The organism is Bacillus pretiosus (assembly GCF_051294775.1).
Classification (GTDB): Bacteria; Bacillota; Bacilli; order Bacillales; family Bacillaceae_G; genus Bacillus_A; species Bacillus_A wiedmannii.
In genome coordinates, this window is the sequence record NZ_JBPPHF010000003.1 from 292,913 (window position 1) to 308,621 (window position 15,709).

The 15,709-nt window shown below is 33.8% G+C and carries 14 protein-coding genes, 1 pseudogene and 1 riboswitch; of the genes and pseudogenes, 12 read left to right on the plus strand and 3 right to left on the minus strand.

Annotated elements, in window-relative coordinates; translation table 11 throughout:
- Positions 1-4: 4 nt before the first annotated feature.
- Complete coding sequence (ecsC, locus tag ACSG5Z_RS18040; RefSeq protein ID WP_000634127.1) at positions 5-712, plus strand: ecs operon protein EcsC; 708 nt, start codon at positions 5-7, stop codon at positions 710-712.
- Between the two features lie 91 nt (positions 713-803).
- On the opposite strand, the gene ACSG5Z_RS18045 is transcribed toward ecsC, so the two are convergent.
- Entirely contained in the window at positions 804-1,136 is a 333-nt protein-coding gene (locus ACSG5Z_RS18045) for a DUF1433 domain-containing protein (RefSeq protein WP_435711901.1), read from the minus strand.
- 521 nt (positions 1,137-1,657) lie between these two features.
- Complete coding sequence (locus ACSG5Z_RS18050) at positions 1,658-1,981, minus strand: DUF1433 domain-containing protein (RefSeq protein WP_170968356.1); 324 nt, start codon at positions 1,979-1,981, stop codon at positions 1,658-1,660.
- Positions 1,982-2,094: 113 nt separating this feature from the next.
- Here ACSG5Z_RS18050 and ACSG5Z_RS18055 point away from each other — a divergent pair, with 113 nt between their 5' ends.
- The 9 genes and pseudogenes from ACSG5Z_RS18055 (at position 2,095) to ACSG5Z_RS18095 (ending at position 8,297) form a co-directional block, all read left to right on the plus strand.
- On the plus strand, positions 2,095-3,300 hold the full coding sequence (locus ACSG5Z_RS18055) for a lipase family protein (RefSeq protein ID WP_435712024.1): 1,206 nt from the start codon (positions 2,095-2,097) through the stop codon (positions 3,298-3,300).
- A 14-nt stretch (positions 3,301-3,314) separates the two neighbouring features.
- Positions 3,315-3,611 (plus strand): hypothetical protein, encoded by a 297-nt coding sequence (locus ACSG5Z_RS18060; RefSeq protein ID WP_001137435.1) that lies wholly within the window; start codon positions 3,315-3,317, stop codon positions 3,609-3,611.
- Positions 3,612-3,811: 200 nt separating this feature from the next.
- On the plus strand, positions 3,812-4,393 hold the full coding sequence (locus ACSG5Z_RS18065) for a TetR/AcrR family transcriptional regulator (RefSeq protein ID WP_097890512.1): 582 nt from the start codon (positions 3,812-3,814) through the stop codon (positions 4,391-4,393).
- Positions 4,394-4,395: 2 nt separating this feature from the next.
- Positions 4,396-4,566, plus strand: coding sequence for a hypothetical protein (locus ACSG5Z_RS18070; RefSeq protein ID WP_170959451.1), 171 nt, complete (start codon positions 4,396-4,398; stop codon positions 4,564-4,566).
- Between the two features lie 83 nt (positions 4,567-4,649).
- Entirely contained in the window at positions 4,650-5,126 is a 477-nt protein-coding gene (locus ACSG5Z_RS18075; protein ID WP_000371370.1) for a PH domain-containing protein, read from the plus strand.
- Positions 5,119-6,558 (plus strand): PH domain-containing protein, encoded by a 1,440-nt coding sequence (locus ACSG5Z_RS18080; protein ID WP_435711902.1) that lies wholly within the window; start codon positions 5,119-5,121, stop codon positions 6,556-6,558. Before ACSG5Z_RS18075 ends, ACSG5Z_RS18080 begins: the two co-directional genes overlap by 8 nt.
- A gap of 201 nt (positions 6,559-6,759) precedes the next feature.
- Complete coding sequence (locus tag ACSG5Z_RS18085; protein WP_088062346.1) at positions 6,760-7,413, plus strand: DUF975 family protein; 654 nt, start codon at positions 6,760-6,762, stop codon at positions 7,411-7,413.
- Between the two features lie 182 nt (positions 7,414-7,595).
- Positions 7,596-8,037: pseudogene (locus ACSG5Z_RS18090) on the plus strand (hypothetical protein).
- Positions 8,034-8,297: a CPCC family cysteine-rich protein gene (locus tag ACSG5Z_RS18095; RefSeq protein WP_435712025.1), complete on the plus strand. Its 264-nt coding sequence runs from the start codon at positions 8,034-8,036 to the stop codon at positions 8,295-8,297. Before ACSG5Z_RS18090 ends, ACSG5Z_RS18095 begins: the two are co-directional and overlap by 4 nt.
- 65 nt (positions 8,298-8,362) lie before the next feature.
- Here ACSG5Z_RS18095 and ACSG5Z_RS18100 read toward each other — a convergent pair whose 3' ends face one another.
- Complete coding sequence (locus ACSG5Z_RS18100) at positions 8,363-8,746, minus strand: hypothetical protein (protein WP_435711903.1); 384 nt, start codon at positions 8,744-8,746, stop codon at positions 8,363-8,365.
- A gap of 332 nt (positions 8,747-9,078) precedes the next feature.
- On the opposite strand from ACSG5Z_RS18100, the gene ACSG5Z_RS18105 reads away from it, so the two are divergent.
- On the plus strand, positions 9,079-9,615 hold the full coding sequence (locus ACSG5Z_RS18105; RefSeq protein WP_435711904.1) for a TetR/AcrR family transcriptional regulator: 537 nt from the start codon (positions 9,079-9,081) through the stop codon (positions 9,613-9,615).
- Positions 9,616-9,786: 171 nt separating this feature from the next.
- Positions 9,787-9,879: riboswitch (cyclic di-GMP riboswitch) on the plus strand.
- Between the two features lie 59 nt (positions 9,880-9,938).
- Positions 9,939-15,709: SpaA isopeptide-forming pilin-related protein (locus ACSG5Z_RS18110; protein WP_435711905.1), on the plus strand; the 5,771-nt coding region annotated here is incomplete at its 3' end.

The following is a 15,709-nucleotide window of genomic DNA, read 5'->3' on the forward strand; positions in this document are numbered from 1 at the left end:
ACCTATGATTACATACGAAGAGAAGGTTATAAAAGAATTGGAGCAGTGGAAAGCTACATTCATGAAAGATTCTTCTATGATGACACGGTTCTCTAAGAAAGTGCAGACGAAAGTACAACAGCTTATTCCGGCGAAAGTGCAAAAAGTATTAACAGAAACGATTCGGATGATGGTGCAAACGATTAGTGCCGGATCAAACTTTATAAAGCCGAAATTAAAAGAGACGAACTGGTCATTGCAAAGAAGAGACGACGAAGTACGTAAAAAAATGGATGAGTACAAAAAAATAGCAGCGGCAGAAGGAGCGGGGACGGGAGCAGGCGGTATTCTCCTTGGCCTTGCTGACTTTCCGCTTTTACTCGGCATTAAAATTAAATTTTTATTCGATGCAGCAACATTGTACGGATTTGATACGAGCGACAAAGAAGAGCGCCTTTTTATCCTTCACGTTTTCCAACTTGCCTTTTCAAGTGACGACCACCGAAAAGAAATATGGAAAGCCATCGAAACGTGGGATACAGAAGAAGAAAACCATATGGACTGGGAAAAGTTCCAAACAGAGTACCGAGACTATATCGATTTAGCAAAAATGCTTCAGCTCGTACCAATAATCGGTGCCCCGGTTGGCGCGTATGCGAACTATCAATTACTGCAAAGACTTGGGGAAGTAACGATGAATTGTTATCGTATGCGATTGCTGAATAGGAATTAAAAAGAAAGCATCCTAAATGTGTGATTTAGGATGCTTTTTTGTTTTAATGATTAATGCTTTAAAAGAAGAAGGTATAATTCGGATTGTCTTTTCAGTGTTTTAGGCTGAAATTAGTAGTAGAGATAGAACCGATATTATAATCATCTTTATAATCAATTGAAGTAGTAAATTTCTTATTTGTATCATCTTTGATATGACCCGTTATAAAAATAGTTTCGATATCATTAGAAGGAAATCTATGATTTGTAATAGTCACTTCTAAATTCTCTTTTTCTTTGAAATACTGAATGGTTTCTTCTGTTGCTTTATTAATGATTTCTTCCTCGGTATTATTTTCATTATTACAGCCCCCTAAGGTAGTAATAATGAAAATGAAAACTAAATAAAAAAAATCTTTTATGCAACATAATTCTCCTCCAATCATTGGTTCCTAAATTAGGGATATATCAAATGTTGTAGAAGAGAAACTTTAAACTGTTTTAATAGGTTCAAATCAATCTAGGTTTTTAAGAATTATTTGAGGGGCTCCTTTTGAAAATAAAAATAGACACCTTATTGTTAGGTGCCCAAAAGTTTGATACATTGCTTCTAAATTTTTAACTTTAGAAGTTGAGCTTATTGAATATTGATCTCATCCTTTATATACATATGAAATAATTGGAATTAATATAAAGGGCCAACAAAAATATACTTTATTTTCATATTAATTTCAGTCATCATAACTAATACTTTCAACCTTATTTTTATAATTTATATCTGCAGTTATTTTACGGTTTGGATTATTTGTTACATGACCTGATACAAAAATCACCCAAAAATCTGAGGGGGCGAATTCCACTCTTGTCACTGTGACACCTAGCTTTTTATCTTCTTTAAAATGTTGGATTGCGATCTTTTTTGCTTTTTCTTTTAATGCTATTTCCTCATTTTTTTATCCATATTGTATTATTTTTTTAGAGAAAAATTCGTTGAAACAGAACCAACATTATAATTATTATTGTAATCTATTGTAGCAGTGAATTCCTTGCTTTCATCATCTTTGATATGACCAGTTATGAAGACTGATTCTAGATCATTAGAAGGGAACCTGTAATCAGTAATAGTTACATCTAAATTTTGTTTCTCTTTAAAGTAATTAATTGTTTTTTCTGTTGCTTTATCTACTATTTGTTTTTCTTTATTATTTTCCTGCATATTACATCCCCCAATTATTGTACTTACAAAGATAAAAAAGACAAAAAAGGTAAATTTTCGGGTTTTAATTCTCATGTTTACCCTCCGTTAATGTTGTTCTATAATTTAGAATATACTAAATATCCCGAGGAGGGAATACTTTGGATAGCAAAAATACACAAGAAGTGTTAGATTTAAGCTTTTATCGAATGGCTAAAGATGCGTATAAATCAGATAAAGAGTTAAGAAATGAAATTACAGTGAATAATGCGAATGATGATACTTTACAAACATGGAAGGTCCGTGAAACATTCCACGACAAACAAACCGGAATGGATGCAGTAGCCTTTGAACGAGATGTCGATGGGAAAAAGCAAGTTATGGTAGCTTTCCGAGGTACAGAAGGGGACAAAATTATAGAGAAAAACTCTTTAGGCATTCCGATGAAGCCAGGGGAAGGTATGAAGGATTTAAAAACGGATACTAATCATTTTGTATTACGAGAAGGTGTTCATGAACCAGCAGCACCTCCTGTAGCAGGGACTGAGAATGAAGGTTCAAAGAAATATTGGAATGAAGAGAATCAGCGCTGGGAAACACATAATCAATTCGAACAAGCTGAAAGGGTCATGAAACAAGTAACGGATACATACAAGGACAGGGATGATGTGGAGATATATACGACGGGTCATTCGTTAGGGGGAGCTTTAGCGGAATATGCAGCGGCATCTAATGATAATGTAAGATGTATGTCATGGAATGCGCCGAGTGCAAAACATTTGTTACCGCCTGATTTACAAGAAAGAGCAAATAATGGTGAGTTTAATAGTAGAATTGTAAGTGTTGTTCATGGAAATGATTCAATTGGCTATGGACCATTTGGTGCATATGAAAGTCATATAGGATCGACTTATGCGGTAACCCCACCAATTTCGAAAGAAGAAATGTCAAAGCTATCATTACAGCAAAAGCTTGGGATGGATGTTACTAGATTTTTGAATTCGATAAGTGGCCCTGGTTATCATTATCAAACAGATCAGAACTTCCGGTTTGGAGAGAATGGGTCTTTATCCAATAAATACTTGTTAAATGTAGACACGAATGAAAGAGTTTATGATTCACCAGGCGCGTTATTAGGCGGGGGAGAAATTCGTGTAGTGGTAGAGAATTTAGAACAAGCCGTAAGAGATATGAAGCGAAACGCACAAGAATTTCAAGATAGAGTACCGAGGTTAATTTCTAATATGATGACACTATTAGAAACGGCTGAAAGTAGACGAGTAGAAGCCAAAGTAAATAATATACGTGCACATGTAGAGCATTTAAGTTTTTGGTACATACGAACAGCAACGGAAATTTCAGATTTTATTGAGAAGAAAGCCGATGATTATAAGAAGACCGATCAACAATATTAAGGGAGAAGATTAGGATGCCGAGAATTTACTTAAATGAAGAAGCATTGAACCAAGCTTTACAACAATTTGACCATATGATTCAAGACTTAAATCATAATAAAAGAGTTGTAAGTAATGTACATAATTTACTCTTATCAAGCTGGTCGCAACTTGGAGTAGGGAAGAAGGCTATTAGCGATTTAGAATCTTTTAAAAAAGATATCGAAAGAAGGATGGAAGAATTAGAGTCTGATAAAAGAGAGTTAAAGGGTGCGATTGATTTATTAAAAGCGCTGGACCAAAGCTATGATTATATGGGTCCTAAATATTAAATTACAAGAAGCACTCACAAAGGTGCTTTTTGTAGTTTAACTGGATTAAAGGTTATTGTAGTCATTATTAAGGAATATGATCCTAGATCCATAATGTAGATTGAAAAGTAATATACAGTTTTGAATCAAACTTGCAAATGATGATTTTTTATTTTACAATTTATTTACCGACCGGTAAGTAAAAATAAGCGAGGTACAGTATGACAAAGAATTTACAAACATCGCAAAACATTGTAGAAGCATCATTTAAACTTATGGCAGAGCACGGCATTGAGAAGATGAGCCTTTCCATGATTGCGAAAGAGGTAGGTATTTCAAAACCGGCTATTTATTATCATTTTTCTTCTAAAGAAGCGTTAGTCGATTTTTTATTTGAAGAAATTTTCTCTGGGTATCATTTCGTGAGTTATTTCGATAAAGAACAATATACGAAAGAAAACTTTGCAGAAAAGTTAATTGCTGATGGTTTACATATGCTCTCTGAGTATGAAGGGCAAGAAGGAATATTACGCGTTATAAATGAATTTATCGTAACTGCATCGCGAAATGAAAAGTATCAGAAACGCTTATTTGAAATACAAGAAGATTTCTTAAATGGTTTCCACGATTTATTGAAGAAAGGTGTAGAACTTGACGTTGTGTCACAACAGGCAACGGAAGAAAATGCTCATACGTTAGCGCTCGTAATCGATAATATGAGTAATTACATGTTAATGGGGTTCCAGTTAAAGTATAAAGAAATTTGGATTCGAAATGTGAAAAACGTCTTGAAGGAGGAATAAAAGTGAAAATGCAAAAAAACTGGTGGCTCGGTTTTCTCGGATTTATTGGGATTTATAAAATTCCAGGTATGATTGAAGCTTTTCAAGCAGATGGAAGTTGGATGAAACTAATAGGTTTCATTTGGTTACTTTGGTTCGGATATTTTATTCCGGAGAAAAAAGAGGATAAATAATAAAATTTCAATTTTATGTAAAGTTATGTAAAATATAGATTGAGAGTATTCGTATATTAGATTACTAGATTTGGAGTGGTTACATGGATCCATTGAAAAATGAAATTAACCCTGACATGGTCAAGGTGTGGAAAGTTCGTGCTGTAATTGAAGAAGGAATCGGTATTCTCGTCATTTTAGCTTACCTTTTCCTCATGATAAAGTTTGATTGGTGGGCGTGGATTTTGTATGTAATGATTGGGCTAACAGTTGTGTTCGCACCATTTTCGTACTTTTTATTCCCGAAACTACGTCAACGTTATTACAGTTATCAATTAAATGAAGAAGAACTTGAAATTCAGCACGGTCTTTTCGTCGTAAAGCGCGTATTAGTACCGATGATTCGTGTACAGCACGTGACGATTGAACAAGGTCCAATTATGAGAAAATATGGATTAGCAGAATTACACATTTCAACAGCGGCAACTTCTCACAGCATCCCAGGCTTAACGATGTATGAAGCAGAAATGTTGAAAACGAAAATCGCAGAATTAGCGAAAGTGAGTGATGAGGATGTATAAGAGGCAGCATCCAATCACGATGTTATTAGAATTAAAAATAACAGACTTTATACCACTCATTATTTTCATGTTTAGTTTAAATGGAAAATTCCCGTTTTGGTATTTAATTCCCGCTGCATTCGGTTTACTCACTGTTTTTTCAGCGTTTGAAAAATGGTATTACACAACGTATTGGGTTGAAAATAACGTATTACATGTAAAACAAGGGCTCTTTGTGAAGAAGGAGAGCTACTTAAATAAAGAGCGTGTTCAAACGATTAATACAAGTTCTAACGTGCTATATCAAATGCTTGGCTTAAAAAAGATTCAAATCGAAACAGCTGGCGGAGGCGACGATGCAGAAGTAAGCTTAGCTGGTATTACAGTAGAAGAAGCAACAGAGCTTATTGCCATGCTAAATGATCCAACTCCAGAAGTGAAAACAGAAGAAACATCAGAAGAAGTAGTAGAAAAAGAAATCGTTACAGAAGAAAAACAAACGACTGAATATAAATTAACTTGGAAAGAAATTTTGCTAGCGTCTGTTACATCTGGTCAGTTTGGACTATTATTCTCATTAATCTTTTTCGTGTATCACCAAGTAGATGAGTACATTCCGAAATGGATAGAGAATGGCGTCAAGTCGTATGTAATGGAACATGATATATATGGCTGGATTTTCATGATAGCTATTTTGATTGTCCTTTCATGGATTATATCGACAATCGGTTATGCGCTAAAACATGGAGATTTCACAGTGAATCGAAGAAATGATGAAGTCCGCATTTCGCAAGGATTACTTGAGAAAAAAGAACTCGTCCTAAAATTGCACCGCATTCAAGGTATTACGATAAAAGAAAGTATTTTGCGTCAGCCATTCGGTTATTGTGCTGTACAAGTAGAAGTGATTCAAGGTAAAGGACTGGGTGACGAGAAAGAAAAAGTTACACTGCATCCTATCATTCGAAAAGATCGCGTACAACAGTTACTCGCACATTTACAACTACCATATGAACTGAATACAAACATTATTTTATTACCAAAAGCAGCATTACGTCGTTACTTAATTGATAGTTTTATATTCTTCGCAATGCTAGCAATCCCGCTTACTGGAATAAGTATATACTTTGAAAAGTATTACATCATGTGGGCATTCATTCCGCTCGCGTTCCTCATCTTTACACTTGGATACGCAACATTTAAAACAAATGGTTACAGTGTAAACGGAGAGCAAATTACGCTTGTATATCGCAGCGTCGGCAAATATACAGGGCTTGTTAGAAGAAGGCACGTCCAATCAATGGAAAAGACACAATCCTATTTCCAGCGCCGTGCAAATCTATGTACGTACAAATTCTCTAACGCATCATCGGATTATAAATTAGAGCATACGAGAGTAGAAGATGCGGAGAGAATGCAGGATTGGTATAAGAAGAGAATGAGTGAGAATTAACTTGAAAAAGCTTGCCTATTATGAAAGGCAGGCTTTTTTTATTATAGGAAAATGAGTGACTTAATTCATATATTAGTAAAGCTACAGCGCACATATATCAATACATATCAAAAAAGGTAGTATGCTTCTATTTCAGGAAAATCTGTGGAATTTTTGAGATGAATGGTATACTAATATAGAAAAAGTATTAGGAGGCTATATATGATAAGTCAGTTAAAAAGAGAAGCACTTGATGCATTAAAAGGAAAATGGGGATTAGCGGTAGGGGCAACCTTATTAGTCGGAATCCTTATTGGAGCTGTTGAAATGCTAACCACAGGTATTTTCTCGATATTTTGGGGTTGGGAAGAAGCAAATGAGTCGCTTACGGTAACTATTATTGCAATGTTTATTATCGGGCCGTTAACAGTAGGTGCTTCTTATTTTGTTTTAAATGTAATTCGCGGGACTAATGCTCGTATTGGTCATATATTTAGATGGTTTAACGATGGAAGTAAGTTTATGAAATCGTTTTTAACATATTTACTAATGAATGTGTACTTGATTCTATGGACATTACTTCTTATTATTCCAGGTATTATTAAATCATTTTCTTATTCTATGACATATTTTATTTTGAATGATCATCCAGAATATACAGCGAATCAAGCGATTACTGAAAGTCGTCGTATGATGAATGGACATAAAATGGATTACTTTTTATTATGCTTAAGCTTCTTAGGTTGGTTCATTTTAAGTATTCTTACTTTAGGAATCGGTTTCTTATGGTTAGTACCATATTTCTACACGACATCAGCTGCATTTTATGAAGAGATTTCAAAAGAATATTATAAAAAAGAAGACACTAATTTCTAATAACCACCTGTCCCTTAAAGAATATAGGGCACAGATAGTTTAGATGTTCTGTTTGCGGAGATCACTTCAGGATAAGGTATAGGTTTATATATGAAAATTCTGCCCTCTATGTTTTAGCATAGAGGGCTATTTTTTTATGTGAAAATAATGAATAATATATGTGAAACAAAAAAGCGAGGTGAATGAGAGTGAGCAAGTTTTTAATTCCGTATTCATTTTCTATATTAAGTTTCTTTATTTCAGTAACGGCACTTGATTTATATGATAGGATAGGAAAAAATGATGAGATGACTTCGCCAAACATAATTGGAAAGATAATTCAATCTACTGCGCAAATGGGAGTCCTTACATTGTATTTCGGAGTACCTATCATTTTAGGTGGCTGTCTACTTGGGGAATTATTGTTTAGAGGTATCATTTTACGATTTAAACTAAGCTATATTATATCTTTATTATTATATTTACTTTTAGCTTGTAGTATTGTTTCAGTAACGGTTGGGATTCCAACTACATATGAAGATTCTAATATTTTTTTCATGGGAATAACTATGATTTGCGCTGTTACATTCTTTGTGGGCCGGAATATATCGGAAAAAACAAGTTAATAATGGAGTGACAGAATAAAATACACTTGTCCGTGCTGCGGGTATAGAACAATAGAAGAAGAACCACCAGGTACATATGAAATTTGTAATATATGTTATTGGGAAGATGATGAGGTCCGGTTTAACGATCCTGACTATGAAGGTGGAGCAAATGAAATCTCGTTAAGACAAGCACAGAAAAATTTCATTACATTGGGTGCTTGCGAGGAATGTTTTGTGCAATCAGTTAGAAAGCCAAATAGTGAAGATGTGAAGGACGCTAGTTGGAAGCAAATTTAGTAAGTAAAATGTTATTACTCAATTTATCAGGAGTAATAACATTTTTTTATGCAATGATGAAAGAATTAACGCCGTCTTATAAGATAAAATAGTAAAGATGATACAGTAATAGGAAGGCCAGTATCCAGAAAAGCTTCTAAATAAAAGGATAGAAAATCTCTGTCATTAAACCACATAAAGAATAAATGATTGTAGGAAATACCTAACAGTATAAATAAAGGAATACCGATCTTTAATTCGTGACTTCCTTTTATTTTTCTATAACAAAATTCACCTAATAAACAACCGATAAGAACAGGAATGCTTCCAAGAATTGAAAACATAATAATAGATACCCAAATCGGTCCCCAGGAATCCGCATAATTTGGAACTAGTGTATACTGTAAAACGTTCACAATGATAGAAAAAACCAGTAAGCATATTAAATAACTAATATAAAATTTTTTCAATGGAATCATCCTTATAAAAGTTCACTTTATTTTTATGAACATATAAACCTCTTTGAATTATAGATTAAATATATAAGGATAATCAATTTGTATGCATTTCATGTTTATGGATATATTTTCAACGAATATAAATGTATAGATGTATAGTCAATTGTGAGTATTTGATGTTATCATATTGAATGATATGGAAATTTTTAATAGAAGAAGCAACGAACAATTCAAAGGTAATGAAGCCTTTGTGGTATAAAGAAAATATTTATTATTACTCAGCGATATTAAAAATAAGATACATATTTATATAAATTTAGTAGAAATGGGGGTTTTAAAAAGGAATGAGTATAAGTATAACAAGGCAAAAAATTTTAGCAGCCGCTTCTCAAATTGTGCAATGTAAAGGGGTTGCTAAGTTAACCTTAGAAGCGGTAGCAAAAGAGGCGGGGATAAGTAAAGGTGGATTGCTGTATCACTATTCAACTAAAGAAGCTTTAATAGAGGGTATGATACTCAAAGGGACGGAGGAGTATCAAGACGCTATTCACAATAAAGTAGCGGAAGACGTAGAGAAGAAAGGAAGGTGGGTACGTTCTTTTGTAGAGGAAAGATTAAGTAATGAGAGAAGAGTAGAAGAGTTGGGGAGTAGTATGATGGCAGCATTAATGCTAAAACCTGAATTACTTGAACCGTTAAAACAATCATTTCAGCAACTGCAAAATAAAATAGAAAATGATGAGATAGATTCAGTTTGTGCCACAATTATTAGATTAGCGGCAGATGGATTATGGTATTCGGAATATTTAGGGGTTGGAAGACTAAGCCCCGAATTAAGAGAAAAAGTGATTCAAGCTCTTATTTTTAATTCATATAAATAGAATATACAAACTATATAATGTAAAACAATTCACCATTGCTTATTTAATGCACTGGTGAATTGTTTTTTTTATTAGAAAAATAGAACAATTTCATAGAGTATTGAATTATAACCGTCCAGACGGTATAGTAATATTTGGTTTAAGAGGAAAATGAAACAAAAAAAGAATAAAAAATATTTTTAGCACACTATTCGAAAGGATAGGCCGCAAAGCTTAGAGTCTACGGTAATACATATTGGTTACTAAGATCGTCTGGTTGCACATTTTTGATGCAACCGGACGGTCTTTTTTTGTTATATAAATATAAAAAATAGGAGGGTATTATGCAAATGAAAAGTACTAAGAGGCATATTTCGATGGTTTCATTAGTTTTTCTAGTATTATTTTCAGTGCTAAATGTGTGGGCTCCAGTTATTCAAGCCGCTGTGATAAAAAATCCAGTGGACGAGATTAATATCTCCCGTACTGATGGTACAACGTCTGAACCATATCAAGCCTCAGATGGCATGAAAGTAGAAGTGAAGTGGTCAGCTAAAGAAAAAATAAAAAGTGGAGATCAATTCACAATTGATATGCCAAAAGAATTTAGAAAAGATCTTATGAATATGAGTTTTCCTTTAAAAGATGCTGAAGGAAAAACAGTTGGTACATGTGAGATGAAAAAAGGTCTATTGACATGTACTATGGGTGATTACGTAGAAGGAAAGAATAACGTTAAAGGTTCTTTATTCGTAGAATTCTACTTTGGGCTAGAAGCATATGATGGTGTCAAAGAAATTCCATTAGAATTTAACGTTGATGGTCAAATCGTAAATAAAGAAGTAAGTGTAAATAATACGACAGAGAGACCGAAGCCACATCCCAATACAGATAATCTATTGAAATGGGGTTCTTATAATCAAGAAGATCCATCCATTGCTGATTGGCTTGTATATGTAAATGCAACTGGAACAGAAATGCAAGATCTTAAATTAACAGACACATTAGGACCTGGGCATGAATTAATTACAGATAGCTTAGTATTAGAAGAGGCTGTATTTGAAGATGGCTATGCACCAACAAATATTAAGCCAGCAGATTTATCTAAAATTAAAATCAATGCAACGAAAACTGGATTTACAATTGAATTTCCAGACAGTTCAAAAGGTTATATTTTAAGATATAAAACAAAGATTACCAATCCCGCTGCAAAGCCTCATAAAAATACAGTGAAATTAGAAGGCAAAAATATTAAAACTGAAGAAAAAGTAGGAGAAGTATTCGTAAGTGGTGGGGGAGGAACTGGTTCAGGCGACGATCATCCACCTAGTATTGAAAAGAATATAGTTGATGAGAGTGGTAAGCTTGTAGAGAATCAGCAGTTAGCGCAAATGGATCAACCTATTCAATATCAAGTTGGTACACATATACCAAATGATCCTCCTAAATACACATCTATGGTAATTAGTGATGATTTAGAAGATGTATTAGAAGTATTAGAGGCAAAAGTGTATGATCAAAATGGCCAAGATATTACTTCTAAAGGAACACTAAAGATAGATAAACAAAAAAGTGAAGTAACATTTACGTTCGGTGAGAGTTTTGACTATAAGTCATATGAAGACCAGGTAATTAACCTTAGTATTAAGGCGAAAATTAAAGCTAATGCAGACTTATCTTCTTACGTAGATAAGAAGATTCCTAATAAGGCAGAATTACATTTTGATGATAAAACATTAACATCGAAAGAAGTAAATGTTACACCGCCTGAAGCTCCAAAAGAAGGTACAGTATCGATTCATAAAATAGATGCTGAGAATCCGAACAAAGGGTTAAAAGGTGCCGAATTTGAAGTTCGAAATAGTGCAAATGAAGTTGTTGCAAAACTGATAACGGACGAAAACGGCTTTTCAGTACCTCAAACTTTAGCTCCTGGGACGTATAAAGTTTATGAAAAAGTAGCACCTGAGGGATATCAAAAACTAACAAGTCCGGTAGAGGTTACACTTCAAGCTGGAGAAACAAAAGCAATTGAAATTAAAAATACTTTGCAAAAGGGTCAAATTGAATTAAAGAAAATTGATTCAGAAAATGGTGAAAAACCATTAGCAAATGCAGAGTTTGATATAGTAAAAGACGGTGTAGTAGTTGAGCATATTATTACAGATAAAGATGGTAAGGCAATTTCTAAACCGTTAGCGCCAGGAAAATATATTTTAAAAGAAACGAAAGCGCCTGAAGGATACCAATTAAAAGAAACAGAATTCGAAGTAAATGTAACAGGGGACGGTATATTCCCGATAACAGTAGAAAATGCAATGACAGACAAAGGTAATGTAGAAATTACAAAGGTGGACAAAGAAAACGGTTCAGTATTAGCGGGTGTCGAATTTGAAGTCCAAGATGAGAAAGGTGAAGTAGTAAGAAAAGTAACGACGGATAAAGAAGGAAAGGCAAACGTTTCAGATCTTTCAGTAGGAAAGTACAAATTAGTAGAGACGAAAAGCTTACCAGGTTACAAGAAACTAACAGAGCCAGTATCGTTTGAAATTACAAAAGGTATGACGAAAGTCCTATCATTAAAAGTAGAGAATGAACAGTTAGAAAACGGTTCAGTAGAAATTACAAAAGTAGATAAAGATAGCCAGAAAGCATTAAAAGGCGTAGTTTTCGAAGTACGAGATGAAAAAGATAAAGTAGTCAAAGAGGTAACAACAGATAAAGAAGGAAAAGCAAACGTTTCAGATCTTTCAGTAGGAAAGTACAAATTAGTAGAGACGAAAAGCTTACCAGGTTATAAGAAACTAACAGAGCCAGTGTCATTTGAAATTACAAAAGGTATGACGAAAGTCCTATTATTAAAAGTAGAGAATGAACAGTTAGATAAAGGTTCAGTAGAAATCACAAAAGTAGATAAAGACAGCCAGAAAGCATTAAAAGGCGTAGTCTTCGAAGTACGAGATGAAAAAGATAAAGTAGTAACGAAAGTAACAACAGATAAAGATGGAAAAGCAACAATTGATGATTTATCAGTAGGAAAGTATAAATTAGTAGAAAAAGAAAGTTTACCAGGTTATAAGAAATTAATAGAGCCGGTATCGTTTGAAATTACAAAAGGCATGACCGAGGTCTTATCATTAAAAATAGAAAATGAAATGGTAGATACGGGAAATATAGAGATAACAAAGATAGATAAAGATAATAAAGCACCGTTGGTGGGAGTAACGTTCGTTGTCCAAGATGAGAAAGGTAACGAAGTTAAAAAAGTAACGACAGATAAAGAAGGAAAAGCAAATGTTTCAGGTTTATTCATAGGGAAATATAAGTTAGTAGAGGTAGAAAGTTTACCAGGTTATAAAAAGCTAGAAAAACCAGTATCATTTGAAATCAAAAAAGGCATGACCGAAGTTCTATCATTAAAAGTAGAAAATGAAATGGTGGATACAGGGAATGTAGAGATAACAAAAATAGATAAAGATAGTAAAGCACCATTAGAAAATGTTGTATTTGAAGTACGTGATTTAAAAGGTAAAGTAGTTGCAAAAGTAACAACGGATAAAGAAGGAAAAGCAAATGTTTCAGATTTATCTATTGGGAAGTATAAGTTGGTGGAGGTAGGAACACCAGCAGGATACAAACCACTTGAAAAACCAATTTTATTCGAAATTGAAAAGGGTAGAGTAACAGCGTTAAAGCTAACAGTCGAAAATGAATTAGTGGATACAGGAAATGTAGAAATTACAAAAGTAGACAAAGAAAATAAAGATGCTTTAGCTGATGCAGTATTTGATATTCAAGATGAAGCAGGACAAGTAGTCGCTAAAATAACGACAGATAAAAAAGGACAAGCAAAAGTTACTAATTTATCAGTTGGAACATATAAGTTAGTAGAAGTGAAAGCACCAAAAGGATATAAGCAATTAGTAGATCCGATTACTTTCCAAATTGAAAAAGGCATGACAAAATCTCTTGCTTTAACAGTCGAAAATGAAATGTTAGACAAGGGTAATGTAGAAGTTACAAAAGTGGATAAAGACAGTCAAAAAGCATTAGAAGGTGTAGTCTTCGAAGTGCAAGATGAGCAAGGAAAAGTAATAACGAAAGTAACAACAGATAAAGAAGGAAAAGCAAACATTTCAGATCTATCAGTAGGAAGTTACAAATTAGTAGAAGTAGAAAATTTACCAGGCTACAAAAAACTAACAGAGCCAGTATCATTCGAAATCAAAAAAGGTATGACGAAAGTCTTATCATTGAAAATAGAGAATGAATTGGTAGACAAAGGTACTTTAGAAGTTACAAAAGTGGACAAAGAAAGTGGCACAGTATTAGCGGGCGTAACTTTCGAAGTGCAAGATGAAAAAGGAAAAGTAGTAACAAAAGTAACGACAGACAAAGAAGGAAAAGCAAACGTTTCAGGTTTATTCATAGGGAAATATAAGTTAGTAGAGGTAGAAAGTTTACCAGGTTATAAAAAGCTAGAAAAACCAGTATCATTTGAAATCAAAAAGGGTATGACAGAAGTTTTATCGCTGAAAGTAGAAAACGAACAAGTAGATAAAGGTTCAGTAGAGATCACAAAAGTGGACAAAGACAGTCAGAAGACATTGGCAGGTGTAGTCTTTGAAATCCAAGATGAAGCAGGCAAAGTAGTAACGAAAGTAACGACAGATAAAGAAGGAAAAGCGAAAGTTTCAGATCTATCAGTAGGAAAATACAAATTAGTAGAGACGGAAAGCTTACCAGGTTACAAAAAGCTAAGCGAATCAGTATCATTTGAGATTACAAAAGGTATGACAGAAGTCTTATCACTAAAAGTAGAGAATGAACAGTTAGATAAAGGTTCAGTAGAAATTACAAAAGTAGATAAAGACAGTCAGAAAGCATTAGAAGGCGTAGTCTTTGAAGTGCAAGATGAGCAAGGAAAATTAGTAACGAAAGTGACAACAGATAAAGAAGGAAAAGCAAACATTTCAGATCTATCTGTAGGAAGTTACAAATTAGTAGAGGTAGAAAGTTTACTAGGTTATAAAAAGCTAGAAAAACCAGTATCATTTGAAATTACAAAAGGTATGACGAAAGTCTTATCATTGAAAATAGAGAATGAATGGGTAGACAAAGGTAATGTAGAAGTTACAAAAGTGGATAAAGAAAGTGGAACAGTGTTAGCGGGCGTAATTTTCGAAGTGCAAGATGAGCAAGGAAAAGTAATAACGAAAGTAACAACAGATAAAGAAGGAAAAGCAAACATTTCAGACCTATCTATAGGGAGTTACAAATTAGTAGAAGTAGAAAATTTACCAGGCTACAAAAAACTAACAGAGCCAGTATCATTCGAAATCAAAAAAGGTATGACAGAAGTTTTATCACTAAAAGTAGAGAATGAACAGTTAGATAAAGGTTCAGTAGAAGTTACAAAAGTAGATAAAGACAGTCAGAAAGCATTAGAAGGCGTAGTCTTTGAAGTGCAAGATGAAAAAGGAAAAGTAGTAACGAAAGTAACAACAGATAAAGAAGGAAAAGCAAACATTTCAGATCTATCAGTAGGAAAATACAAATTAGTAGAAACGGAGAGTTTACCAGGTTACAAAAAACTAACAGAACCAGTATCATTCGAAATCAAAAAAGGTATGACAGAAGTTTTATTACTAAAAGTAGAGAATGAACGGTTAGACAAAGGTTCAGTAGAAATTACAAAAATGGCTGCTGAAAGTAAGAATGTATTATCAGGGGCAGTGTTTGAAGTTCATGACGAAAAAGGAAAAGTAGTAACGAAAGTAACAACAGATAAAGAAGGAAAAGCGAAAGCCTCAGACTTATCTGTAGGTCACTACACACTTGTAGAAGTAGAAGCACCAAAGGGTTATGAAAAGTTAACTAATCCAATTCCATTTGAAATTACAAAAGGAATGATAAGTCCAGTTCAATTAGAAGTATTAAACAAATTGACTTCTTTAGCACCACCAGGCCCAGAGAAACCAGAAACAACGGATCCAGAGAAACCAGAAACGACGGATCCAGAGAAACCAGAAACGACGGATCCAGAGAAACCAGAAACGACGGATCCAGAGAAACCAGAAACGACGGATCCAGAGAAACCAGAAACGACGGATCA